This is a genomic window from Bacillus sp. FSL W8-0519 (assembly GCF_038005585.1).
GTDB classification, from domain to species: domain Bacteria; phylum Bacillota; class Bacilli; order Bacillales; family Bacillaceae_G; genus Bacillus_A; species Bacillus_A paranthracis.
This window is the reverse complement of the sequence record NZ_JBBOTL010000002.1, coordinates 202135-227613: the sequence shown is the minus strand read 5'-3', so window position 1 is coordinate 227613 and position 25479 is coordinate 202135. Positions and strand designations below refer to the sequence as shown.

31 protein-coding genes and 2 pseudogenes are annotated in these 25479 nt (G+C 30.8%); 21 read left to right on the top strand and 12 right to left on the bottom strand.

The window, feature by feature from the left end; all coding sequences use genetic code 11:
- Positions 1 to 326: 326 nt before the first annotated feature.
- Entirely contained in the window at positions 327 to 956 is a 630-nt protein-coding gene (locus NST14_RS29175) for a hypothetical protein (protein WP_048520061.1), read from the top strand.
- On the top strand, positions 956 to 1591 hold the full coding sequence (locus tag NST14_RS29170) for a hypothetical protein (RefSeq protein WP_048520064.1): 636 nt from the start codon (positions 956 to 958) through the stop codon (positions 1589 to 1591). Before NST14_RS29175 ends, NST14_RS29170 begins: the two co-directional genes overlap by 1 nt.
- Positions 1592 to 1641: 50 nt before the next feature.
- Here NST14_RS29170 and NST14_RS29165 read toward each other — a convergent pair whose 3' ends face one another.
- Together NST14_RS29165 and NST14_RS29160 are read right to left on the bottom strand one after the other, a co-directional pair.
- Positions 1642 to 2220: a hypothetical protein gene (locus NST14_RS29165; protein ID WP_080450259.1), complete on the bottom strand. Its 579-nt coding sequence runs from the start codon at positions 2218 to 2220 to the stop codon at positions 1642 to 1644.
- 19 nt (positions 2221 to 2239) lie between these two features.
- Positions 2240 to 2824, bottom strand: coding sequence for a hypothetical protein (locus tag NST14_RS29160; protein ID WP_048520059.1), 585 nt, complete (start codon positions 2822 to 2824; stop codon positions 2240 to 2242).
- Positions 2825 to 2949: 125 nt separating this feature from the next.
- Here NST14_RS29160 and NST14_RS29155 point away from each other — a divergent pair, with 125 nt between their 5' ends.
- Both NST14_RS29155 and NST14_RS29150 read left to right on the top strand, forming a co-directional pair.
- Positions 2950 to 3333 carry a hypothetical protein gene (locus NST14_RS29155; protein ID WP_073541656.1) on the top strand — a complete coding sequence of 128 codons (384 nt, stop codon included), beginning with the start codon at positions 2950 to 2952 and terminating at the stop codon, positions 3331 to 3333.
- Between the two features lie 16 nt (positions 3334 to 3349).
- On the top strand, positions 3350 to 3988 hold the full coding sequence (locus NST14_RS29150) for a nuclease-related domain-containing protein (RefSeq protein WP_048520058.1): 639 nt from the start codon (positions 3350 to 3352) through the stop codon (positions 3986 to 3988).
- 287 nt (positions 3989 to 4275) lie between these two features.
- Here NST14_RS29150 and NST14_RS29145 read toward each other — a convergent pair whose 3' ends face one another.
- The 6 genes from NST14_RS29145 to NST14_RS29120 all read right to left on the bottom strand — a co-directional run bounded on the left by NST14_RS29145 (position 4276) and on the right by NST14_RS29120 (position 9281).
- Entirely contained in the window at positions 4276 to 4482 is a 207-nt protein-coding gene (locus NST14_RS29145) for a hypothetical protein (protein ID WP_001996139.1), read from the bottom strand.
- A 445-nt stretch (positions 4483 to 4927) separates the two neighbouring features.
- Positions 4928 to 5356 (bottom strand): hypothetical protein, encoded by a 429-nt coding sequence (locus tag NST14_RS29140; protein WP_048520057.1) that lies wholly within the window; start codon positions 5354 to 5356, stop codon positions 4928 to 4930.
- Between the two features lie 421 nt (positions 5357 to 5777).
- Positions 5778 to 7175, bottom strand: coding sequence for a S8 family peptidase (locus NST14_RS29135; RefSeq protein WP_048520056.1), 1398 nt, complete (start codon positions 7173 to 7175; stop codon positions 5778 to 5780).
- Between the two features lie 222 nt (positions 7176 to 7397).
- Positions 7398 to 8045 (bottom strand): ABC-2 transporter permease, encoded by a 648-nt coding sequence (locus NST14_RS29130; protein WP_048520055.1) that lies wholly within the window; start codon positions 8043 to 8045, stop codon positions 7398 to 7400.
- Positions 8035 to 8901 (bottom strand): ABC transporter ATP-binding protein, encoded by an 867-nt coding sequence (locus NST14_RS29125; RefSeq protein WP_048520054.1) that lies wholly within the window; start codon positions 8899 to 8901, stop codon positions 8035 to 8037. Before NST14_RS29125 ends, NST14_RS29130 begins: the two co-directional genes overlap by 11 nt.
- The gene (locus NST14_RS29120) at positions 8898 to 9281 is read right to left on the bottom strand and encodes a GntR family transcriptional regulator (protein ID WP_000706800.1); all 384 of its coding nucleotides are present in this window, start codon (positions 9279 to 9281) and stop codon (positions 8898 to 8900) included. Before NST14_RS29120 ends, NST14_RS29125 begins: the two co-directional genes overlap by 4 nt.
- Before the next feature lie 343 nt (positions 9282 to 9624).
- Between NST14_RS29120 and tucA (NST14_RS29115) the strand changes: the two genes are divergently transcribed.
- The 13 genes and pseudogenes from tucA (NST14_RS29115) to NST14_RS29055 all read left to right on the top strand — a co-directional run bounded on the left by tucA (NST14_RS29115) (position 9625) and on the right by NST14_RS29055 (position 17970).
- A complete protein-coding gene (gene tucA, locus NST14_RS29115) occupies positions 9625 to 9747 on the top strand; it encodes a subclass IId bacteriocin thuricin17 (RefSeq protein ID WP_000449799.1) in 123 nt (40 codons plus the stop codon).
- A gap of 106 nt (positions 9748 to 9853) precedes the next feature.
- Entirely contained in the window at positions 9854 to 9976 is a 123-nt protein-coding gene (tucA, locus tag NST14_RS29110; RefSeq protein WP_000449799.1) for a subclass IId bacteriocin thuricin17, read from the top strand.
- Positions 9977 to 10082: 106 nt separating this feature from the next.
- On the top strand, positions 10083 to 10205 hold the full coding sequence (gene tucA / locus NST14_RS29105; protein ID WP_000449799.1) for a subclass IId bacteriocin thuricin17: 123 nt from the start codon (positions 10083 to 10085) through the stop codon (positions 10203 to 10205).
- A gap of 155 nt (positions 10206 to 10360) precedes the next feature.
- Positions 10361 to 11749: a PqqD family peptide modification chaperone gene (locus tag NST14_RS29100; protein WP_048520108.1), complete on the top strand. Its 1389-nt coding sequence runs from the start codon at positions 10361 to 10363 to the stop codon at positions 11747 to 11749.
- A 164-nt stretch (positions 11750 to 11913) separates the two neighbouring features.
- Positions 11914 to 13623 carry an ABC transporter ATP-binding protein gene (locus tag NST14_RS29095; protein ID WP_048520107.1) on the top strand — a complete coding sequence of 570 codons (1710 nt, stop codon included), beginning with the start codon at positions 11914 to 11916 and terminating at the stop codon, positions 13621 to 13623.
- A 34-nt stretch (positions 13624 to 13657) separates the two neighbouring features.
- Positions 13658 to 13945, top strand: a complete 288-nt coding sequence (locus tag NST14_RS29090) for a hypothetical protein (RefSeq protein ID WP_041185259.1) — start codon at positions 13658 to 13660, stop codon at positions 13943 to 13945.
- 14 nt (positions 13946 to 13959) lie between these two features.
- Positions 13960 to 14176: pseudogene (locus NST14_RS29085) on the top strand (topoisomerase C-terminal repeat-containing protein); the annotation flags it as partial.
- Positions 14177 to 14604: 428 nt separating this feature from the next.
- A complete protein-coding gene (locus NST14_RS29080; protein ID WP_048520105.1) occupies positions 14605 to 15240 on the top strand; it encodes a thermonuclease family protein in 636 nt (211 codons plus the stop codon).
- Between the two features lie 51 nt (positions 15241 to 15291).
- A complete protein-coding gene (locus tag NST14_RS29075; RefSeq protein WP_048520104.1) occupies positions 15292 to 15501 on the top strand; it encodes a hypothetical protein in 210 nt (69 codons plus the stop codon).
- Positions 15502 to 15569: 68 nt separating this feature from the next.
- Positions 15570 to 15857, top strand: coding sequence for a hypothetical protein (locus NST14_RS29070; RefSeq protein WP_001996145.1), 288 nt, complete (start codon positions 15570 to 15572; stop codon positions 15855 to 15857).
- Positions 15858 to 15898: 41 nt separating this feature from the next.
- Positions 15899 to 16327 carry a disulfide bond formation protein B gene (locus tag NST14_RS29065; protein ID WP_048520103.1) on the top strand — a complete coding sequence of 143 codons (429 nt, stop codon included), beginning with the start codon at positions 15899 to 15901 and terminating at the stop codon, positions 16325 to 16327.
- Between the two features lie 87 nt (positions 16328 to 16414).
- Positions 16415 to 16708 carry an ArsR/SmtB family transcription factor gene (locus NST14_RS29060; RefSeq protein ID WP_048520102.1) on the top strand — a complete coding sequence of 98 codons (294 nt, stop codon included), beginning with the start codon at positions 16415 to 16417 and terminating at the stop codon, positions 16706 to 16708.
- A 452-nt stretch (positions 16709 to 17160) separates the two neighbouring features.
- Positions 17161 to 17970, top strand: a complete 810-nt coding sequence (locus tag NST14_RS29055) for an alpha/beta fold hydrolase (RefSeq protein WP_061536429.1) — start codon at positions 17161 to 17163, stop codon at positions 17968 to 17970.
- Between the two features lie 510 nt (positions 17971 to 18480).
- Here NST14_RS29055 and hfq read toward each other — a convergent pair.
- The 3 genes from hfq to NST14_RS29040 form a co-directional block, all read right to left on the bottom strand.
- On the bottom strand, positions 18481 to 18666 hold the full coding sequence (gene hfq, locus NST14_RS29050) for an RNA chaperone Hfq (protein ID WP_048520017.1): 186 nt from the start codon (positions 18664 to 18666) through the stop codon (positions 18481 to 18483).
- Positions 18667 to 18848: 182 nt separating this feature from the next.
- Positions 18849 to 18989, bottom strand: coding sequence for a hypothetical protein (locus tag NST14_RS29045; RefSeq protein ID WP_175550440.1), 141 nt, complete (start codon positions 18987 to 18989; stop codon positions 18849 to 18851).
- Positions 18986 to 20080 (bottom strand): Rap family tetratricopeptide repeat protein, encoded by a 1095-nt coding sequence (locus tag NST14_RS29040; RefSeq protein ID WP_048520018.1) that lies wholly within the window; start codon positions 20078 to 20080, stop codon positions 18986 to 18988. Before NST14_RS29040 ends, NST14_RS29045 begins: the two co-directional genes overlap by 4 nt.
- A gap of 141 nt (positions 20081 to 20221) precedes the next feature.
- On the opposite strand from NST14_RS29040, the pseudogene NST14_RS29035 reads away from it, so the two are divergent.
- From NST14_RS29035 to NST14_RS29025, 3 genes and pseudogenes are all read left to right on the top strand, one after another.
- Positions 20222 to 20554: pseudogene (locus tag NST14_RS29035) on the top strand (helix-turn-helix domain-containing protein); the annotation flags it as partial.
- 80 nt (positions 20555 to 20634) lie between these two features.
- A complete protein-coding gene (locus NST14_RS29030; protein ID WP_048520019.1) occupies positions 20635 to 20952 on the top strand; it encodes a hypothetical protein in 318 nt (105 codons plus the stop codon).
- A gap of 582 nt (positions 20953 to 21534) precedes the next feature.
- Positions 21535 to 22266: a geobacillin-26 family protein gene (locus NST14_RS29025; RefSeq protein WP_048520021.1), complete on the top strand. Its 732-nt coding sequence runs from the start codon at positions 21535 to 21537 to the stop codon at positions 22264 to 22266.
- Positions 22267 to 22510: 244 nt separating this feature from the next.
- Here NST14_RS29025 and NST14_RS29020 read toward each other — a convergent pair whose 3' ends face one another.
- Complete coding sequence (locus NST14_RS29020; RefSeq protein WP_073540743.1) at positions 22511 to 22813, bottom strand: NADH dehydrogenase; 303 nt, start codon at positions 22811 to 22813, stop codon at positions 22511 to 22513.
- 272 nt (positions 22814 to 23085) lie between these two features.
- Between NST14_RS29020 and NST14_RS29015 the strand changes: the two genes are divergently transcribed.
- Positions 23086 to 25095 carry a competence protein CoiA family protein gene (locus NST14_RS29015; RefSeq protein WP_048520022.1) on the top strand — a complete coding sequence of 670 codons (2010 nt, stop codon included), beginning with the start codon at positions 23086 to 23088 and terminating at the stop codon, positions 25093 to 25095.
- Positions 25096 to 25479 lie beyond the last annotated feature (384 nt).

Here is a 25479-nt window from a genome sequence, read left to right as displayed (position 1 = left end):
CTAGTTGTATTTTCTTAGTTAAATAGCATGAAGCACAGCATTTTCTCACTCATTTGTACAAGAATAAAACATTTTTTTATTTTTGTACAAATGAGTGGGACAGAATGATTCACCATATAAGGATATTCGACTATAATGAGACATTGTACGTCATTGTAATATTGAAATGTTTTGAGATTCAAGTGATTAACAGTCTTAAAACAGGGGAATTGAGAACTCTTCGTAATATTACAATGCTTAAAATAGATTAAATCCATACATGAGGATTAAATGAAGTAAAAAATATTTTGAGTTGAAAAAATAACAATTTTGAAAGGTGAATGTAAATGAATATTAATTCCATAAGTAACAATGTAGTAGAAAAATTAGAACAAACGGTGCGCTATGAAAAGAAACAAGTCCAGGTATTACGTGTAAGTAAAAGTAGTTCTAATATACACGCTTACATGATTTTTCCGGAATTCTCAGAGGTTAAAATTTCAAATACCGAACTGGATGAATATATAGAAAACCTGTCAACAAGCGTGAAGTATGTCATTGATCGCAAGTTGAGTCAACAAGAAATTGAAAAACAAAATCATTCTTTCATTATGACGTGTGAAGTCGAGGAAGATGGTGTGATAGATGATGAAACGATTCATTTTAATACGACGTATGTAAAACCACCAACAATTGCAAATAAAGTATTTAAATTAGTATGTGGATTAGGAAATCGTCTAGATAGCCTAAAAGAGTTACATATCACAGTACTAAATAATAATATTAATCGAATTGAAATTGAATTTTACAATGAAAATGAAACATACATTGCAGTAGAGAAGGAAGAAATTGCGAATGCTATTATGGGAGCATATACGAAGGCAAATATCTATTATGCAGCAGATCTTTATTATGTTGCGGAAGGAAATCAAATCAAATTAAAAAGCGTTAAACCGAAATTAGCGGGTGATGTATGATGAAACAAGAAAAAGGGATGATTGGAGTCCTATGTACGCTCATTTTAATGATTTTACTACTTATGCCCTTACAAGCAGCTCAGGCTTCTGTAAAAGTAGATTTTAATAAATCGAACGGGAATGACCTTTCGTCATCCTTTCAAGAGGGATTGAATAATCGAGCGAAAAAAACAGAGAAAGATGATTCATTCGGCTCATCAATCATACAAAAGATTGAAGGTATGTATGCACCGGCTTTTAAAGTAGGAGTAAATATCTTTTCTATTTCATTCGTATTAGGCGTTATTGTTATGGTTATGGCATTAATTACAAAGAATGGTCAATGGATGAAGTGGGCGACTGGAAGTATGATTTTCTCGTTTATTAGCATGATGTCCATGAGACTAAGTGTGTACTTCTTGTTTAGTTCCGATGTATTTTCGTTTATGAACATCTTCACGGATTTTTTAGACCTGTTTAAAGCAACAGCACTTATTTTCACACCATTTATGTTAATTGCAGGTATTCGTTTAAGAAAGATTTATGAAAGTACGAAACAGCCTGAGTATTATCGTTGGTCTAACCGTGTCATAACAGGATCTTGTTTGCTGTGTATGTTAGCCGTACTCGCTCCATGGCTATTTGCAAATATGTAAAGAATTATATATAAAGATAGAAAAGGTACTGAATCTACATTCAGTACCTTTTATCTACCCATTAGGTTCTTTCTTTCATATTCTTCAAATACTTCTTCTGAAATTGGCGATAGTATGCCGCTCAAATACACAGCGGTATATAAAAAGTATTGCTCATCCCTTGTTTTAATTGTATGAGTACCGTGTTCCTCATTGTTTGGAATAATTCGTTCAATTTTGAGTTGTTTTTTATCACAAATGATCTCTTTTACTCTATATAAATTATGTATCGGTAAACGATCAATATACAAACAAAGGTACTCTAGTAGAAATAGAATAACAGTCATTTGTAGAATGAAAGCAATTTTTAATAGAGTTGGTATGGATGCAAATAATACTAGAAATATAGAGACCAAGAAGATATTTAACTTTGAAAACCATTTTTCGTGTTGATTTAAAGAGATAATACTTTTCTTATTCGGAAACACCTGGAACCTTGTTATAAGAAAAATAATTACAAAGATTCCTTCATAACTAAACCAGGTTTTCCACTCCGTATCAGTAAGTTCTAGCAATATATATATGATACCGGTAGATACGATCAGTGGTACCAGCTGTACCAAACTAAATAGTATGGTATGTTCTAACATTCTTTTCTTGTAGATACGATTAGTAATTGAATCCAAGTTTCTTAACCCCTTCTGCAATTTTCATGATGACACCACCAATAAGAAGATGGTATTCGCCAATTCCTTTTTCATTTACGTACCAACACATATAGTGTCGGATACCTTCTTTTGCACCATGGTCATGTAAAGGAAAAGGAGATGCGTATTTTTTAGATGACATATTATTATCACCGAAAGGAACCTGTTCTGCAAGTGCAAAACGTTTCTTCGAATCATTTATAATCCAACAACCATAGTTTACTGATCCATACCATATAGCGTTTTTATGAATTGGATCAATAGAAGGTTGTGCTGGATAGCTTTCAGCTAGTATTTGCGCTTTCTCTTCACGAAGTTGCTGATGTATGTGTGAATTCAATGGATCTTCCGTTCCGATTTCATAGGTTTCCTCAAAGTTACCACACTCATAAGGGACAAGGGGATTATTAGAATCAGCTGCTAATTGCAGACTGCAAGAATCTGATTTTGAAAGATAGTATACGCAGTCTTTGCAAGTGAAAAAATTTAAAAAAGCAGAATCTTTTTCTTGTTCTGATTCGGTATTATCTACTATAAGTTTTAACATGTCTATCACAATCCTTTTTAGGCTAGTTGGTAAATTAATATAGACGTATCATATCATGCTTATCATTAAATGTAAATATTTTCCAATTATAAATACCCTTATTTATTTTGAAAGGACTGTTTGTTTTGAAAAGAAATCGAGAATATATTATTTTACAAAATTCTATTTTAATAGGTTGGCTGCTCACAATTACTGTTATAGGTCTATCTATCTATTTTTCATCTATTGTATATTTACTAATCGGATGTTTCATTCTATCACTTAAATACGGATTAATGGGCACCATAAAGAATGTAGAAAAACGTTTGCCTACCTGGGCTAATTTTGGTGTTATTGAAAAACCAGTAAATCGAAGAGTGACAAGACCATTTCAGTTTAGGGGTGGGCTTCTTGTTTCATTGGCATTAGGATTCATAGAGATGGTGATAAAAGGCTTATGTATCTCATATTTTATTTTAGGATTAGAAACGCATGTCTATCGTTTAATGCGCAGAAACACAAAGGTCTAAAAAGGAGGCTTCTATTATGAAAGTATTGATATTTGAATTAATTCTCATTGCAGTCCTGATTCCGTTGAATAGTGTTGTGAAAAAACATGTACCGAAATGGAAAGGAAAAGCTGGAGAGAAACTGGTGAAACGTATACTAGGTAAATTAGATCCAAAAAGTTACTTTGTATTACATAATGTAACGGTTTATACGGAGTACGGTGATACAACGCAAATTGACCATATTGTTATCGCTGAAACAGGTGTATTTATTGTAGAGACGAAGAACTATGAGGGATGGATCTATGGAAGTGAGAAAGCAGCAAGATGGACACAAGGTATCTTTAGAAAAAAACATTCTTTTCAAAATCCATTTCGACAAAACTATAAACATATAAAAGCAATTGAATGGGTGATGGAACAACAGCTGCCGTGTATTTCGATTGCTGCGTTTCATCCAAAATGCAGTCTAAAAAGGGTACATGTTCATTCTAAAGATAAACATGTCCTGTATTATAACGATCTACAAAAATGTATTGAATCATATACTGATGTGCAACTAACAAATGACGAGATCCAGCATATTTATCAAACAATATCGCGAGCGAACATTACGGATAAAGATATTGAAAAGAAACATGTGAAGTATTTACAGAATAAGTTTGCTAAACAATAAGAAATGGAGAAAGGCCAATGTTATATGTAGTAGGGTTTATCGTAATCTCTGTAATAGCTATTCGCCTTAACATGAAGTATTACAAGCTAAAAGGAGATTCAAAAAATCTTGTGAAAAGAATAAATAAGTAGTTTAAAATGGTAAAATTAGTAAGAATTATGAATATAAAATCCACCCGGAAAATTTCAGAGAACAGAATAATATAAGTAAAGCGCAATTGAAAATAGAATAGGAGTTTAGCTTTAAAAAACAGAAACTACTTATTTTTAATAAGTAGTTTCTGTTTTTTATGGAATTAATACTTGATATACTAATTCATTATCAGTCATAGTTGGGCATGATTGCCAAGAAGGAACAAATCTATGCCAATATTGCTGTGTCCAACCATTTTTATAAATACATAATTTCCAACGATAATGTGGGTGATGTGAATAATCATCACGTTCATAATCATAACCTGAAAATTCAGGTTGAATGTATAAATTTGTCACCATAATCCCCCCTATAAAATTTAAGTATTTAAAGCATTTTATTAGGTATAGATGTCCAAAGTTATAATAGAAATGCCTAAATTTAAAAAACACTTTATAAACAATTCAATAATTAACTTAAATTGAATGGAATTTTATAAATCACATAAGTATGACTTTGACAAGTAATGCTAGGAATAAAGGTATAAATAGTACCGTAACAAGTTTGATTGCTATGTCATTCATAACTGGACTTAATTGCTCGAAATTAATTATCATACTCACCTAACTTCCTTAAAATCAATATATATTTATAATATAATTAATGTTTTGTCCATAAAAAAAGACACTCATTTGAGTGCCTTTTCTTCGACTTGATAACCACTTTAAATTTAATAAGATGTATACGAGCTACCATCCAAATATAATCATATCATATTTTCTGAAAAATGAAAGCGGATTCCTTGACTTACTTAATTATTTTGTCCATTACTTCTTTATATTTGTTAAATTGGGCATCTTCCATGTCACCATTCATTTGTAAAAGAAAATTACCTTTTGCGTAAGTATGAGAGAATAACATTTGATTACCGTTACCTAAATCGTCGTAGTACTTTTTCGTTTGTTCAAGATCTTGATTGTTTTTAAACTCAAATATTCTACCACCACTATCTTCTCCTAGTGCTGGAACAAGAATGCGTTTCGCATCTTTTCTAGTATTCCCAAATTCTTTTTCTGGTAGATCACTAGGCTGTTCTGCTTCAAGTCCTGCAGCCTTAAATTCTTCTATTACTTTTCCTACTGTAACATTGCTAGCCACCGATTTGATGCTATCACAGGCTGCTAAACCAAATAATAGCAAAGTACCAATAAGAAATACTGATAATTTTTTTAACATATTTATGCGTTCCTCCTACTGTAGATAAATCCTTCGATATCATAACACAATATATATTTATAAAATGTTATATATTATCTAATAGATGTTTATATGGCAATTTTTTTGAATTAGAATAATATCTTTACATTTATAATAAATATTCGTCTTTTCTTTAAATATTAAAACATTAGTTCCGTTACGAGCGGGACAGGGTACTACATTTTAGTATATATTTTAATGCAACACAAATAAGGATAAAAGCTAAACAGAGTATATTTTTTAATAAAACGGTTATATTAATGTATTGATTAATATAACCGTGAGGTGACATATTTGAGCATATCTGTAAAAGTAATGAAATACCAAATAGTTTGTCCTGTAAATGTAGAATGGAAAGCTTTTGAAACATATTTACGTACACTTTCATATTATTTTAGAACTATTGAGAAACGGCCTTATAGACATCAAGCAAACCATTACCATACAAACTTTTATTAGTAGGGGTATCATTGCTAACTCCATTTTTATAAAGATATCTTACGGCCTTATCTGGATCTTTTTTTAAATTATTTTTATCAATAATTAATGCTAAAGCACCTGACACTTTTGGAGCGGCAAGTGAAACACCTACAGAGAGAGCATAACCACCACCAGGGGCGGTAGTTAATATTAGTTCTTTTAACATTAGCTTATTTTTTACCCACTGTTCTAAACCATATTGCTGAAATAATCTATTATCTCCTCCAGGTGCAGCAATATCTATAAAATTCTCACCATAATTTGAAAATAAGGAGAGTAATTTAGAGGGGCCAACAGATGAAACTGTTACTATATTAGGTAACTCAGCAGGAACATCTAATACTTCTCCATTATATGTTACCCCAGTATTTTCATTTTTCTTTCTAAAAAAATCATTCATTTCTTGCTTGTTAGTAACATTAAGACCGTCATTACCAGCTGCAGCAACTATAACACTTCCCTTTGACTTAGCATATTTAATGGCTTTTTTATAAGCTCTAATTTCAGATAATTCCTCACTAGATTCACCGTCTGAAGAAGATACTATACCATTGATGAGGTATTCGCCTAAACTTAAATTGATAACATCAACATTATCTTTAGCAGCTTCAACTATGGCTTTAATAACCCAAATAGCCTCACCCGCCCCATTACCAAACACTCTATACATTTTAATTCCAATACCAGGAGCAATCCCTTTCATAAAACCATTAGCTGCAATCTGTCCAGCAGTAAAAGTTCCATGCCTTCTTAGATCTATTAGGCGATTTAATTCACCTGTTTCTTGAGATTCTTGCCCTCTAAACCCACCTTTAGGCACTAAATTTTTAGATCCAGGTGAAATGTTATTTATTAAATCAGGATGATTTATATCAATGCCTGAATCAATGATACCAACGGTTACATTTTTAGTTCCTGGATATAGTCTATAGCTATCACCATTATGGGTTACTTGTTGCATATCCCATTGATTCTCCCATATTTCATTTAAGGGTAGGGGGGAAGGGACATTGGTTGCTACTTCTCTTGAATTAAACGATTGTAATGACTTATTATATGAATCTATATTAGGATCTGAATGAACGATATTCATTGCTTTTTCGGTAGCTTTCACTTGTATAACACCAATCTCTGGGACACTATAGACTACTTGCACATCATATTTTTGAAACTTACTAGCTAGTTTTTGAGGATTTTGATAATTATTTAACATTATAGTGTAATATTGTGATTTATCTTCAGCATGAACTGAAGCGATAGGTATGAAAGTTCCGGAAATTAAGTTAATTAACAGAAGGAATTTAATTATTTTTTTCATAAAATCAACCTCTTGATATATTATGTATAATCCTTAGCTTACTAAATTGTTAATGAAAAGAGACGTTAAGAGAATTAGTGATTTGAAAACTTTATTCACTTTGATATCGATAAAATATATTTTAGGGATAGGTTCATTAGAGAAGAGAATTAAATAAAAGAGAATGAGTAATTAAAATATATAAAGTATTTAATTACTCATTCCTATGATTTTAAATTTAAATTATAAGTCTTTTTTTGCATATACTTTCAGAGATATTATCATTGATATAAAACCAATAATAATTGAGATGAAACAAGGCATCCATGTTAGGACAGTTGGTGAGAATGGAAAAATACTTTCGAAATCAATATCACTTGATTGTAGTCCTCTTATAAGAGTAGGAGCAACAAAAGGTATTAAAAAAGCAGTTAAAAGTGATATGATTTTGGTTTTGTCATAACCAAATTTAAACTGAACAGGAAGTAGTACACCAAATAAAATACTTAGAGTTAAAAAAGTTATTCCAAGAGCGCTAGCGCTCAGGCTTTCTATACCCGATGGTGCGACAACTGAAATGATTATACGGATAATAGCTGCACAAATAAAAATTACCAAAAGAAAAAGGTACTTCGCTTTTACAAATGCGCTTCGTGTGTATGGGGTAGCACAAAGTAAAGCCGCTCCCTTGTACTGATCCTCAAATTTGGATACCGTTCCGAACAATATATATTCCATCAAAATAACGGTTAAAAGAAAGCTAACAAGACCGCCATCGTTTAATTGTAATTGTGAAGAAAGATAAATAGGAGCTATAGCAGCAAAAACGAGTAAGATTAGAAAATATTTTTTGACTAACAAAAAGTCTTTCATCACTAGGTTAATTAACATGGATGTTCCCCCCAATATATGAAAGCATAATCTCCTCAATAGTTGGTCTTTCTATTAATACATCAGGCATGAGTCGACGTACATCATCTTTTTTATTAGTAATCCCTTCAAATCCATAGTGAGTTTGATGTAAATTTAAAAAAAGAGGTCTTGTTTGTTCATTAATTAAGCAGTTGTCGCCCTTTACCAATGCATGTGTGTCTATTAAAAAATCTTTTTCATCATTCACTAAAACTTTTCCATCATCAATTAAAATAATCATATCAGCAATTTTATCTAAATCAGATGTAATATGAGTGGAAAAAAATACGCTTTTCCCCGGTTCTTTCATGAAATCAAGGAGAATATCCATTAATTCACTCCGTACTAATGGATCCAAGCCACTTGTTGGTTCATCCATTATTAATAGATCTGCATGATGGGATAGGGCTAATGCAACTGCAAATTTCATTCGCATTCCTTTGGATAGAGTAGAGATTTTTTGTTCTAGATTTAAGTTAAACTTTTTAATATAATTTTGGAAAACTGGCTCATCCCATTCAGTGTAGGATGGAGCAATAACATTTTTCATTTCCTTTACTGTTAATTCATCATAGAAATAGCCCTCGTCTAGCACAATACCAATTTTGTTTTTAGACTTTCTTTCATGCTTATCCATATCTTTTCCAAGAAAATTAATTTTCCCAGAATCTTTTAAAATGAGACCCAAAATCGCTTTAATTGTAGTGGTCTTTCCAGAACCATTTGTACCGATAAATCCTGTTATACAGTCTGTGTTAAGTGAAAAGGTAACATCTTTTAACGAAAAATTTCCGTAAGATTTATTTAAATTATTTACTTCTAACACAACATTCATTTTTCATTCTCCTCCTCTAAAATTAAATCTAAAATTGAATGGAGATCATCTGCATGAATACCTATACTACGAGCCATTTGACAAACTTCAGTAAGTTTAACTTCTACCATCCGGCGTTTGGACTCCATTAACAACTCTAAATTTGTAGGAGCTACATAGGTCCCTTTTCCAACCTTTGTAATAATAAAGCCTTCTGTCTCTAATTCTGCATAAACTCTTTTTGTAGTAAGTACACTTACATGTAAGTCGTTAGCAAGTGAGCGAATTGACGGTAATTGTTCACCCTCTTTTAGTTCATTGTTAAATATAGATTCTTTAATTTGCTCTTTTATCTGTTGATATAAAGGCAGACTTGATACATTACTTAAGACTATTTTCATTAAACAACCTCTCTATCAATAAGTGTTATGCTACGTAATGCACACCATACACACCATGCACAGTTAATATTATAAATTATAAAAAGCAGTTTAACAAGATATACTGCGATTAAATCACTTGAAAGTTAACTTAAATAACTTTTCATAAATAATAAAATTTTTAGTATCAGTTAATAAAGATATTTGTTATTTTAAATAAACTAAAAAGAAAGTTTTGTAAATATATGTCACAAAATGTTAAAGAAACACACACAAAATGTTTAAAAATTTTTGATTGTTTTTAGAAAACATAGAGAGTTATACTTTAGTCGCACCACACAATACAGAAAAGGGGGTAGGTCAAATGGAAACACCAGTAGTACAACCAAGGGATTGGACTTGTTGGAGTTGTTTAGTATGTGCAGCATGTTCTGTGGAATTATTAAATTTAGTTACTGCGGCAACAGGGGCTAGTACTGCAAGCTAATATCCTTTCAGAAGTTTTTTGGTTAAAGGCACTAAGAGAATGAGCATTTTTGGTCAAATTAGATTTTCTAGGAGAAAAATAAATAACCAAAAAGGAGATGTTCTAAATGGAAACACCAGTAGTACAACCAAGGGATTGGACTTGTTGGAGTTGCTTAGTATGTGCAGCATGTTCTGTGGAATTATTAAATTTAGTTACTGCAGCAACAGGGGCTAGTACTGCAAGCTAATATCCTTTCAGAAGTTTTTTGGTTATAGGCACTAAGAGAATGAGCACTTTTGGTCAAATTAGATTTTCTAGGAGAAAAATAAATAACCAAAAAGGAGATGTTCTAAATGGAAACACCAGTAGTACAACCAAGGGATTGGACTTGTTGGAGTTGTTTAGTATGTGCGGCATGTTCTGTAGAGTTATTAAATCTAGTTACTGCGGCAACCGGAGCTAGTACTGCAAGTTGAAATTTTAAAATGTGAGAGTGTTTATGGTGAAATTAAATTAGGACTTATTCTAATGACAAACAGTTATGTTAAGAATAAGTCCTATAAAATTATCGAAAATGAGTATGGGATTTTTGTAATACATAAACTAAAAACAAATTAAAATTTTATAGGGGATGATTAAAGTGAATGGTTATTTATTTTGGAAAGAAAAGCTAGAAATAAGAAAATTCACATCAAATTATGAATCTATGTTGGTAGTTCATAAAAACCCAAACGAAAGCGCTCCCACGCTCAAAAACGAAAATACATTTACGATAAATAAAACTGCCACTGAAATTATTGAATTAATTGATGGTACTAAAACATATGGTCAAGTTGTATCCTTCTTATCTTTAAAATACAGTGAAGATCCAATAAGTATTGAAAAGAAATTAAATGCATTTTTGAATAATGTATCCAAAGTTTACAATATGAATATTGGTACGCAAGAGGAACCTATAAATGTACCAGTTAATTTGATTGAAGAACAGACTATCTATCCAAAAGTGGCTTCAATTGAAATCACAAACAGATGTAATGTAAGATGTCGTCATTGCTATGGAGATTTTGGAGCAGTAAAGCCAAAAGTAATGAGCTTAGATCAAATAAAATCGTTATTAGATGACTTAAATAATATAGGAGTGAAATTAATTGAACTTACGGGCGGTGATATAACAGTACATCCAAATCTAAAAGAGATATTGTTATATGCACTTAAATTGGATTTTTCTCAAATAACACTGTTGACCAATGGTATAGCTCTTTCTGATAAAGTCATGGACATAATAATAAAAAATAAGTCGAAAACATTTGTGCAAATTGATATGCATAGTTTAGATGATAATTATTTGACTTGGTTCTTTAAAGTTCCTAATACACTTCATAAAATTAAAAATAACATAATGAAATTAGCAGAAAATGATGTTCGTTTGCGGATCGCCACAATAGTTACACATTTGAATGTGCACGAGGTAGAAGATATAGCTGAATGGGTACATAATTTAGGAATTGATAGTATTGGGGTATCTCCAGTAATACCAATGGGAAGAGCCTTAGGATGTAGTGATCTTTATTTAAATGAAGAGGATGTTAAAACATATGGTGAAGCATTGTTGAAAATAAATAAAAAATATCCTAAATTTGTTTCATTATATGAAGGTGCGCGCGCTGAGATTAGGAATTGTGGTGCAATAACATCACATATTGTGATTGCGCCTGATGGTGAAATTAAAATGTGTACTATGCATAGTTTAGATGACTTGAAAAATAGTATAGGTAATGTTTTTGAACAAAATATTAAAGATATTTATGATGAAAAATTTAAATACATTAATGCATTTTTTAACTTACAAGCACCTCAAATGGACTCGGAGGAATGTAAAGATTGTGAAAACAAACGTTTTTGTAGTACATGCTTCTTAAGAAGCTTTATAAAAGCACAAGAAATTGGCGATAAATGTAAATGGTTTAAAAATCATGTCCCTGAAATAATTAAGGAGCCATTAATGGTAGGGCAAAATTAGTATGATTGGATGAGATGAATATTGTTAAGTTTCTGAGGATAAACCAATATAATTCCATGGATAATGCGCCGGGATAAGGTCTCAAGATATCTATGGAATTATATCAACCTCATTATATTGATTCGTAAATTAATATAATAAATAGACAAAGGAGGAGAAAGAGGGTGAATAAGAAGATAAATAAACAAGATGAAATTCAAATTTCTTATAAAGAGTTATTATTTTTATATCCGTATTTGAAAAATACAAAAACTTTGTTAGTTTTTGGTTTACTTGGGATGGTTATAGCTTCTTTGATTATCGCACCGATACCATATGTTATTGGCTACATTATTGATAAAGTTATACTATTAAACAAAAGCTATGATCAATTATTAAAAACAACGCTTCTACTCTTATTAATTTATTGTATTAACTATTTAATATCGATAGGTTATGAGTATTTATTTACTCGTGTACAACAAAATGTAGTTAATGAAATTCGATTATCTATGATAAGTAATATTATAGATGCGCCTCTTTCTTATATTAATCAGAAGGAGAAAGGTTACATTCTTAGCAGAATTGCTGAATCTGGTAATGTAAGTGCATTATTTTCTCCAAATTTATTAAGGGTTTTTTCAGGCGTATTTGATTTTTTCTTTGCTTTATTTATAATGTTTAATTTAAGTGTTAAACTTACAGGTATCATAGTAATTATTATTCCGATATATTTTATGATATCCAAACATTCATCTAAAATGATATCAAAAAGTACCACAAACGTATACGAGTCATCGGCAGTATTAAACGCAGAAATGTATGAAACCTTAAATGGAATAGAGGATATAAAATTATTAAACGGTAAAAATATACAAACCAATAAGATTAAGGGTAAATTAAATAATGTAATTAAAAGTGCCCTAAAACAAAGTTTACATTTCATTTTCTTTATGCAAAATTTAATATTAACAAATAACTTTGTTACAGTAATAGTATTACTGGTATCAGGTATTTTAATTTTACAAAATCAGCTTACTATAGGGGTGTATACTTCTTTTTCAATTTATATGGCTAAACTCCTTGCGACTACTCAAGCTTTAGGTAGCTTAGATATAACCCTAAAACCCGTGTGTATTAGTATTAAGAGAATTAAAGAGTTCTTCAATTTAGATGTTGAAAAAACACTAGGTACAAATATAATGAAAGAACCAATTAATTCAATAGAATTTAAAGATGTTTGTTTTAAATATAATGAAAATAGTGATTTGATATTTGATCATTTAAACGTGCAGATTGAAAAGGGTGACAAGTTATTAATTGATGGTATAAATGGATCAGGAAAATCTACCTTTATAAAATTATTAACAGGTTTATATCAACCTAAAAGTGGAAAGATATTGATAAATAATATTGACTATAACTTAATACATAAAGAAAGTATTAGAGATAGAATAGGTATAGTTTCACAAAATATATTTTTGTTTAAAGGAACTATATTAGATAACATATTATATGGACAAACAAATAAAACGAGAGAAGATATAGTTAGGTTAATGAAAAGGTATCATTTAACATCACATCTCAACAGATTTGAGAATGGATTAGATACTATAATTGTACAAGATGGTTCCAGTGTTTCAGGAGGCCAAGCCCAATTTATAGCCTTTTTAAGGGCTATCCTCACACAAAGGGATATAATAATATTAGATGAAGCAACTTCTAATTTACATATTGATACAAGAAATCTTATGTATGAGATACTTCAAAATTACAATCTTTGTAATATATTAATTATGATTTCACATCAGCAAGATGGCTTGTATTTTATCAATAAAACATTAGAACTTACACATGGTAATAAAAGAAATGCTGTGAATGGTAGTATACTTTAATCATCGTGCTTTCATAGAAGGGAGCATCCTAATTATGCAAAAAATGAAACTTATTAATTTTGATACATATAGAAATTCAATAGTTTTATTTGAGAACACTGACGAGATTATATCAGTGTCAGCTCATTTTCAATTTTTTGAAGGAAGTGAAAGCTATATTCAAGGTTTTATTGATAATGAACAAGTTATTCACTTTAAATCTAATAATCCTGGTCCAACTATTTCTATATATCGATTTACGCCTAAGAATATTACCAGATTAATTATATCAAGTGAAAATAGAACACATGGAATGGTTATATTGTATACTTCAGAAATATAGCTAACATCTGAATTTTATGCAAAAATTATAAAAATCCTTGCGAATTCATTGTGTTTGAAACCATTTTGAAAAAGAAAATAACTAGCGCGCAAGTAAAAAAGTTATTAGAGTAGAATATGACCGATACAATCTCAGGATTTGAAAGTAAGAAAAACGGAGAGAAATTCGATACAAAATTAACCTATGATGTACAAAAAACGTATTACGTTTATAACGAATAAAAAGAAATAACATCATAAAATCTTTAATTTCATATATAAAATTAATAAGAACTATGATATGATGAAAGTAACAAAATACTTCTAAAACTATCTTGCAAAAGGACACACCTACGCATACATATGCTATAGGTGTGTCCTTTTTTATGTATTTTTAAGATTTCAAGACTCAAAAGGGGGATGTATATTGTGTACCAGTAATATAGCATCTGCTAATGTATCTTTTGAAAAATTGAAAAGTCAGGAAGAGAATGAAAAAAGCATGGCGTCAATATGCCTGAATTGTAAGAAACGTTCATTTAGAGAACTATATAATGATCATCCAAAATGGATACAGTTTTGCCTATGTTGTAATTATCGAGAAGTAAATACATTGGAAAGTCCGTTTGTTTATTAGACACAGCTATTTACGTATTTTAAGTAGGAGGAAGAAATTTCGATATGAAAATATGGATTAAAGCTATTTGTATAACATCATTCGTAATTCAAATGTCAGCATGTAGCAGTTCCGTGCAAACAAAAAATGATTTGAGACCTGCCCAAGCAGTACAAAACCGAATACAACAGAACGTAGAAGGGAAAGGTATTTTTGATATTCCAGAAGCTTATAATAAGAAATTAAAAGGCTTAGAGACCCTTAAAGGGAAGGTATTACATATAAAAGACGGAGATACGATAGACGTAAACGTAAAGGGGCAGAAACAGACGGTAAGGTTACTGTTATTAGATACCCCTGAGTCTGTATCTCAAAAAATCCCACCACAAAAGATGGGAAAAGAAGCTTCTTCCTTTTTAAAGAAACAGGTAGATGGGAAAAGTGTAACCTTGGTTTATGATCAAGGACCAAAAGAAGACAAGTACGGTAGGAAATTGGCTTATGTATTTTGTAATGGTATACACATCAATGAATTAATGGCCAAGTCGGGTTATGGGATTATAGCCTATATTTCTAAACTTAATACTACATTACTACCCGAAATGCTAGAGGCAGAAAAAGAAGCAAAGGCTGGAGTGTGGAGTATTAAAGGGTTTGTAAATGAAAAGAAACGGCATTATAACCGTAATGATGCAGTGTAGCACCCTAATCCATTGCAATACAAATATTTGTGCAAAATGGAGGTTTTTTGAATGAATGAAAACAAAAGAAATATGCTCTTATCCTTTATCATTTCAATTTTATTTATTTTCGTGAGTCTATTGCCATTTAGTAATAATGAATATTTGTATGTTATCTCCAAAATTGGTGCTGCAGCTGGTGTAATAAATATTGTGTTGATGAGCGTTTTCTTGTATTTTCAAAGCAAAAAAAACGGGACATTTATTAAATTAGTGAATTAAAACTTAGTAGTTTTCCTTACTTATATCTTTTTAAACTTGGTAAGGAAAACCGGAAAGGAGTGTGAAAGGTGAGTCAAGTACCTGGATTTTTGAAGTTTGTTTTAGCGAAAGAAAGACGGTATGTATATTTAGTTGTAGCAGAAAAGAAAAACAAAAAAGTACATACACACATGGTATATGGATTTGGTCCGCTTGAAAAAGCATTAGAAACCATGTACGAAATGCGTGATGATTTTGAAAATCTTTTTCCTCTAGAATTAAAAGAGAGGGGATACGACTGGGAAGATATTAATGATTGGATACTTTCTATTGAAACAGGGTACTCGAAACACGGAAATAAACTAGTCATATATTAGCAAATGTTTTGCATTAAAAAAACAGGTGAGGCGAAAATAAGATGTCGATCATTCAAAAGTATCACATTGCAATTGCTTGGACGATAGCTACTAGTGCAATGCTCATAAGTTTGATTTTTAGTGAGTGGATGAAGCTGCCTCCATGTGATTTGTGCTGGTATCAAAGGATGACCATGTATCCATTAGTGTTAATATTGGGAATAGGAATGTATAGAAAAGATCCTAATGTAAGTGTATATGCATTTCCATTTGCATGTATTGGATTAATAATAGCTGTCTATCAAATTACGATTCAGGCTTTTCCAACAAGTGAACTGAAGATATGTTCAGTAGGTGTTTCTTGTACAGAAGATCATTTGAATTTGTTTGGTTTCATCTCGATTCCTATGCTATCTTTTGTTGGGTTTTTAGCCATCATAATACTTCTATATATTAAATCTGATAGGGAGAAAAAAGAACAAACAACATAGTGGTTATGAACAATGTATTCAAGCAAACAAAACATATTTAAAAATAGATAATTAAAATAAAATATAATTATAAAAGGAGAAATTCAAATGACAACAATGCAAGTAAGTAATGAAATGTACAAAATCCCAGAGGCGGATGTAGAATTATTAAAGATTATGGCTCATCCAGTTAGGTTACAAATTGTGAAGGAGCTAGAACATCGCAAAGTTTGTAATGTAACAGAGTTAACAGATTTATTAAAAGTACCGCAATCAACCGTATCTCAGCATTTATCGAAGATGCGTGGCAAGATTCTCCGCGCGGAGAGAAGAGGGTTGGAGATGTACTATCATGTTGCAAATTCCAAAGCATGCGAGATTGTTAGTGTACTAGGTTTATAATTAGTTCAAACTAAATTGCAGAGTATAAGATTAAAAATAAAATAAGGGCAGCCTGATATGGCTGCCCTTATTTTATTTTTGATTTTGCATATATTTTTGCACTTTTAGTATAACTGTAGTTTTGAAATAAAGTTGCGATGTTTATAAAAAAGACGCGATGCTTTATCTCTTTAATCAAAGAATTGTAAATAAGCTATGACCAAACTTTTTTATAAACAGAAACATAAACCTGCTGGATAAGAAACCATTTTGATTAAACTTTTTTCAAAATGGTTTCTTTTTATTCATCATAGAATACGGTTTAACACAATATTTTTAATTAAACTTTATTTTAAAGCCACACATTGCTTTTTCTTATGGTGAATTTGTTTCTTAGTTATTTCCTGCATTTTATATCATTCACCAATCATGTAATGTTAAGGGAGATGACAAAAGAAAGGAAGAATGTACAAATGAGTATAGTAAAAAACGGAACATTGCAAGTACTTGGAGCAAGCATCTATTATGAGGTGCGTGGCTCGGGTCCAATTCTTCTTTTGATTCATGGTGGGGGTGGTGATGCCGACAAGTTCCATAATATCGCAGATCATCTTGCTAAGTGGTATACTGTTGTTACTTACGATCGTCGTGGTCATTCCCGTAGCAATCTCGTCAATAAAACTGAGGATTACCATGTGCACACACATAGTGAAGACGCTCACGGGCTGCTAGCCAATCTGACCAATGAACCGGCTTATGTATTCGGAAGTAGTTCTGGTGCTGTCATCGGACTTGATTTGTGCATACACCATCCTGAGCAGGTACAGTTACTAATCCCACACGAACCGGTTTTATTACAACTTTTACCTGAAAATGAGTTGAAGCAGGCTATAAATTTCATGGAAGACCTTAAAGGGAATCATCAAAGCGAGGTCATGAAGTTATTGTCAAATATTGATGATAGCAATTCCGGACCATCGAAGGATATGCTAACAGAGCGACTACTCGGCAATTCGATTTATTTCACTGAGTATGAAATCCCAGGAATTCTCAGCTATACTTTAAACATCGATGCATTAAAGCCTCCATTAAAACCTGCATCGATGCAGGTACGTCCAGCCGGTGGAAGTATTTCACGAGAATCTTTTCCTTACCATTGCGCATTCAACTTAGCAGAACACCTCGGAACAGAATTCGCAGAGTTTCCAGGACATCATGTGGGCTATAACACAGTGCATCATAAAGAGTTTGCTGAGAGGTTACACGACATTCTTGAGAATTAATCCGGAAACGTATCAATCGATAGTGTATGAACACAATATCGCGAATAGATATCCAAAGAGCTACAAGACAATTCGTAATTTAGGGTTTTGTCTATATGTCTAAATTATAATACGATTCATGTTGTTTAAGAAAAGAGCGCGTTTGTTGAAGAATAAAGGTAGAAAATGATCAAACTTTTTATAATATCGAAACTTAAATTTGTTAGATAAGAATTCATTTTGATCAATCTTTTTTCAAAATGAATTCTCCTTGTTTACCATAAAGTACGAGTCTGTGAGGTATTTTTAATCAAAGTTTATTTCAAAGCAACAATAACAAACATTATTCTTTTCTATCAAACCTCAATCTTATTTTTTCTCAATATGTTTCGTTTACTTTTATATTATAATCAACTTAGTTCTTTTTATTTATGCATATTTCCTGGGGTGAATCCTTTTACTGAGGATTCCTTTTTTATTTTTAACTATTTCATAAATAAACATAATTCAAATTGGATTTTAAACGGGTATTCATAAAGAAACTGTTGAAATAGCCTGTTTGTAAATGAATTGTTGCTTTCCGTGACTGGAAACTAGCACTGAAAATTTATCAACAGCGATAATGATTCCAGGTACTCTTACTCCGTTTAGTAAAAATATCGTTACTAATCTTTGTTCCGCTATTAATTTCTTATAAAAATTTTCTTGTGTATGCATTAATAGTTTCTTCCTCTCTTTAAATGTTTTAATCTTTTTAGATCCTTCTTATGGATGCAAAACGAACGGTATAATCATAATTTTTTCTGTATATTAAAATTTAATGATTTTATTATTCTTACGCAGAGATCCCATAAAAAAATAAAAGCCCTCACAATGAAGTGAAGACCTTTGTTTATTTATCATCCACCAGTATGGCCGTGAGCATATTGTGCGATTTTATCCTCGCTAAGAGCTTTTTGTGTATCAGTTACATTGTTAGCGTTAAACATAAACGTGAATACGGCTGTTAATCCAATTAAGCTAAACATTACTTTTTTCATTTTAAAGCCTCCATTTCAAAGTTTTGTTCTTCTGCTTGATGGCTAAGATAAAAATAATCGCTTGCTTTTGAACGGTTATTTTCTTGGTGGAATAAAACTGCTAATTTTTTAGCGTATTCCTGTACGTACTCATGTAGGTTTTCTCTTTCAAAATAAGAGATTCCTGTTTTAATTGTCTTCTCTAATTCGTCAGCAGAGACCTTTTGATTTAATTTTTCTAAAATTAAAAAGTGATGTTCGTATTCTTCATTCTTTAGCTCTTTACAAATCTCTAAGCCTTTCACTATAAGATTAGAAGTTTCTTTGGACTCACCGATTTTCATATGCTCCCTAGCTTTAATAAAAATTGCTTTATAATCTTTAGGGAGTTCTTGTGTTACTTCAGAGAGGTATCGTATTGCTAGTTCAGATAAATTTTGACCTGAATACATTAAACCTAAGTTATGGCGTACAAACGTGATATTCTTTTCTTCACCAGATTTTTTGAATGTATTAATAGCTGTAATGAAATGTTCTTCAGCTTCCTCAAATTGTTTTAAATGAGTACAAGCTAATCCAATTAAATTATCACATAATCCAATATTAGTTTCATATCCTGCATGCTTTTTAAAGATATCCTTTGCTTTGGTAGCTTCTTTGATTGCTGCAAGCGGTTTATAAATATGATAATGGAAAGTTGATAATTTAAAACGGAATTCAGCATGTTCAATTTCATCGGGAATGTGTTTTAAGAGTAATTCAGCTTGATTATAATGTTCTTTTGCACATGTAAAATCACCTGTAATATTTGAATGAATAGCTTTAAAGAAGTGGTAGTAGTATTGTAGAAACTGATCTGCAGGTACACCCAATGAATCTACTTTATCAAAACTATCTTTTCCAATACTTAAACTATCAAGCATATATTGATGACGAAAGTCTAAAAGAGCATAGTATAAAAGTAGGTTTTGATCTTCTTCAATGTTATGTATTTTTTGATCAATCTCAAGTTTTAAATTATGTGCCTTTCCTATATGTCTGGCACGTATCTCTATATACCAGTCATTTAACATTTTGGTAACTTGCTCGTTCCCCTTTACTGAAACAATCATTATATATTCCCCCATCCTATAGAAGTATGCTAATGTTATATATTACCATTGTAACAAAACCCCCTTTGTATTTAACTATTTTATATTTATTTTTCAATAAAATTCAGAAAAATCAATTAATAAATGCATCCCACTTATATTTTAAAAGAAGATATCTATTATTATATATCTGAGAATAGTACAATTGAGGTAACTGAACATAATTAGCTAAATGTAGGAGTATTAGAAGAAGTCCATCAGGTAGAGAATCATAATTTATTTGCGGTAAAAGGGAACGAAAGAGGCATGCTGCAGCAGTTAGATATGGACGGATTTAACTTTGAAGATGTTGATTGGGGAGACCTTAATTTATTGGATAATGAAATTATGAGTAGTACGGATGCAATAGAAGAGTGGGGAATTGAATCATTGACATTATGTAAAAGAATAAATGATTTCCCAAAAGGCTCAATCCGTAAAATTGGCACGACATAAGCTGTGGCTCGATTTGGAATGCGCTGTGTTTCGGTTCGAATAAGAAATATGTAAAAATAAAGTAGGGAAGGTGGCGTTCTATGAAGAATCACACAAGGGATTCTAAGGGACAATTACTACAAATTAATAAGAAATGGTCTCACCTAAAGCAAAAACAGAGTGAAACCATATCAAATTGGCTGAGAGAGGCTTATATAGAGAAGAGTAAGTTTCATAATCGTAGATTGAAACCGAGAGAACATGAGGATGTTTTAGAAAGTGTAATGAGTAAAATATATGATCATGAAATTTGGATTCCAAATTACGAAGTTGAAAAGTATTACAAAGGGAAAATAAATAAGTGGTATAACAATCACATTGCATTGGAAGAAAAAAATGATAAGAAGGAGAACATATAAAACATAGCATTGTGAATGTCAGTACTTCATACATAATGACTAGTTAAGAGAAACGTAAATTTCGTACGCTAAGCAAATTTCCATAGAAAAAAAGCCGTTGCCTCTACGTTTAGAGATTATCGGCTTTTTCTTTGCAAATTAAAACAGTAAAATTATATGAAATCTATAAAAACTTAATTAATTAGAAAATGAGTATTTCTGCCTATCCTCTCGAAAATTAAAAGTTTGATTTACTTGAAAATAAGTTTAAATAAAAGTATTACAGGTATTGAAATGAAATACAGAATTACGATAAATAAAAGAATCTTTTTTTTGTAGGTCTTATCAGTAGAATCTATCGTGAAAATAGCTCCTAAAATCGAAGATAACATAACAGCTAATAGAATAATTGGTTGAAATTTAACTAGACTGTTTAGAAGATATAAGATAAAACAAGCAAAAGAAATGACCACTAAAAATAAAGAAACATTATTTGATTTAAACATACTATTAAACCCCTTTCTCAAAAAATAATTGTGTTTTTTTCTGATAATTGTTATTATTTGTATTGTTATAAAAATTACAATTATTGGAGGATGCACTATGAAAATTAGAAAAAATAAAATTATTGTTTCAGCTATTACTTTAGGTTTATTAACATCTATTACCCCAACAGGTGCTTTTGCAGAAACAAATGATTCGGTTATTTCAGCTTCGTCTAGTAAAAATATACAACAAGTAGAACAACCTATTATAAAAATTTTAAAAGAAGATGCCAATGAAAAGATAGTAGAGTCTAAAGACAGTAATATCGTTGTAACGTCTACATATGATAAAAAAAATAAGGTATTAAATATAGCAACAAAAAAGATAGCAGATAATTCTGTAACAACAGAGACTATTAATATACCAAGTGCTAATGAATTTTATGCAAACACAAATAAAAAAGCTAATTATGCAATGGAAGTTTTAGACCGTGCTGTTTCTTTAGATGGAGCGTTTGAATATACCTATTATAAAGGAAATGTATGGGTAATTAAAATTCCATCTGTAGATTATGCTAAAAATCCACTTCAAACTAGTGAGAATAAAGCTGATTTAAATGGCTTTAGAACAGCAGTTAATAACTTAATGACAAATGAAGTTTCGTTTTTATCTAAAGTTGGTGGGGAAATAGGAATAGCTTGTTTAACTTTATTAAGAACTCCAAATCCATGGACTGTAATTGCAGGAGCGGCAGGTGCAATAGGTCTTGCTGCTTGGGCGGTTCCTGATTTATACAAAGTATTTGTGGAAGCTGATAACGCTACTTATTACTTCCATCAAGTTAATTAAAATAAAAGACAGCTGCTAGAGAAAACTTGTAAAAACACAGAGATTTGTCATCTCTGTGTTTTTACTTTGTGACCTATGTCAGAATTCCTGTCAATAAATATCTTAATTTTTCTGGAAAAAGCGTGTTGGATTTTTTATCTCTCCCTGACGGAATTTTATACTAGAAATAGTAAGACTAGCTTTTTTCGTAATCAATTGTAAAAATAAAATAAGCCATATCTTTACTTGTTACTCGTTTAAAAGCCTAAATAAACATAATAAAAAAGAGAATAAGAGCAGTGAAAATATGACTAAATATAAATAAAATATTTTCATTTTTGATTGAATGAGAATATCTAGAATTATGACGAATTAATTTTCTTATTATTAGTCCATATATCATTGAAATTAAAATGAGTAGAAGTAACAGCCAAACAAATTGCATCCTATTATAATTTATGGATGTAGCATTAATAATAGCAGGTTTTATAGAGATAAAATAAGTTGTTAAATATATAAAAAGACTTAGAATACAATATAATGAAAAATTCAACAAGTTTCTGTACAAATAAACTCCCCCTTTTTACTGCAACACACATGATAAATTCCGCCTCTTATAAAAATATCCTTTACCTATTTAATTATTATCATAGCAAATGTGAGTTGCTTTATAGTTAATTTTGAACCATTTATCAATAAAAACCAGAAGATAAAAATAAGTAATCATAGAATTTCTATTAATAATTAAATGTATATATTCATAAATTTTAATGCTCCAAAAGTATTATAATGAATTCAACGAATGGTAATAATATTCCTTTTTGAAAGGGTGTATATTAAATGCAGTATTCTTATATCCAGTATTTTGATGGTTGGGAGAAAATATTTCCTAGTGGTAATTTGATCGTTTTTCAAAAGAAAAGATATATAGAGCTAGATTCTATGGTTATAGACAATGATAAGGAAGCTAAGTATATAAGAGGTAGAAAATCGTTATATCAAGCGAAATGCCCTATATGCAAAGATATCATGTCGTTTAATAAAGGATCTAAGATAGTTAATAAAAATCCATATTTTTTTCATTTAGATAAAGAACACTGTTTTTCCTTTGAATCACTGGCACATGCAAGAACTAAGAAATATTTATATGAATTATTTAGTAAAGCTGGTTACATCGTAAAAGAAGAGAAAAGGCATAAAGACATTTCACGTGCGGATGTAGCGGTGTTGCAAACAATTGCTGGAAAAGAAGAGCTAAAGTTGGCAATCGAAGTACAGGCGTCTAATATTCGGACTAGTAATATTGCGAAGAGAACAAATATATATTTTGAAGAAAATGTACCAACCGCATGGGTGTTAATACTAGATAGTTTCTTTCCACCTAAGGAAAAAGAAATAAATGGTGAAAAAATATACACGGATAGTTATAGTGGTACAAGAATTAGTAGTTTTAATCCAGAAACAAATTCTTATGAGTATACATATATTTCTCCACTAAAAGAGGAATATTTCTTTGTAACAGGGGAAAATAATAAAGCATTTAACTATTTGATGGATGTATATCATGTTATTGTAACTGTTGATCATAATGGGCATGTATTTTTAATTCGAAGAACTCCTGAAAGTTCTAAGCTAAGAGTAGATGCATTGTTAGAGAACCGAGATCATTCAACACAAGATGATATATTTCTGGTGAACCGAATAGCAGAGTCTGACATTGTACCAGTATTATTAGAAACGGAATTATTGCGAGCGCCACATAGTGAAAATGATACGAGGCTGAAAAAGAATACTCAATTAAATGAAGAATTTAAAGGTCAAATTCATAGAAGTGATTCTGATCCTACGAATTTAGTAGATGCTGCTATTGAGTTTGATAAAGCCCGACAGATAGAGGAAGCATTAAATAGTATAGAATTAGCGAGAAAAGCAAGAGAAGAACTAAAAATAGCTTATACTAACAAATTACTAGAGATAGAACAAGAAAAAGCTGAGGAGCGCAGAAGGCAAGAGGAAACATTGGCTGAACAAATGGCAAAGGATTATATGAGCGACTTATATAATCAATATAAAAAGGAATTTAGCATTCTAATAGAACGCTTGGAGACAGAAAAGGTTCAATTTCATTTATCTTCAATTGGTAACTGGTATTCTTGGTTGAATTATTTAAAAGAAGAGTGCCATAAGTGGTATATATTCGTAAAAACTTTATTTAAGGGATTTCCAACAAGTTTCTTAAGTGAAAAGAATGATTATGAAATGTATTTTACTGAGGAACAAAATAGATATAAAAAATGGATTGAGGGTAGAAATTTAATTGAATTTGTAGAAGAATTACAGCAACATTATGAGCAGGTAACCAATCATACTTCAGAAAAAATGTTTTATAAAGGGCTTTTAGATAAGTATGGACAAAAGTTAGATAAAGTGCAAAAAAAAGAAAAAATACAAAGGGAGCAAGAAGAGCTACGTATCGATCAAGAAAAAATAAAGAAAGAGGAAGAAGAACGAAAACGCATTCAATTACAGAAAGAGCAATTATATAGAAAACAAGAGCTTTTAAACAAAGATTATGATGAGATACCCCATTTAACAGGAAATGAAATCGATGATTTTAGAAATCGGTTTTGGGAGGAATACGTAGGTATACCAAAAAAAGAACGTACTGCCTACGAAAGAAAATACTTTCCTACATTCACTTCTGGATTACCAAAATGGTTTGTGTCAAGAAAGTTTAGACATGAAGAAAAAGAAATTGAAGCTGTAAATAAGCAAAAAAGCAAGAAAAAGGAGAATAAAGAAAACTTAAAAGATAACGATGATGGTTTTCTTCAACTTAAGTTATTATAAAAAGAATTAATGTAATTGAACGAGAACTTATATAGATTAATTTTATTCATACATATATAATAATTTATCGTTAAATTTATTTGGAGGATATATATGAGATTAAATAAAAGTGAAAGATCATTGCCTGTATTATTAGCCTATGAAAGAGATGAAATTGGAAATCTTGCAGTTTGGTGCCCATATTGTGCGACATGGCATCTTCATGGATAAGGAGATGGGCATCGTAGTGCTCATTGTCAAAATAGGAGGAGTCCATGTATAGAAACCGGATACATTATTAAAAAAGGATTGAAAAAAGATTATGCTTTCGGTAGAACATATTATGACAGTTATGACAACTTAGATTTGAAATATTGTTACTAGAGGATTTTCTTTAAATTAAGA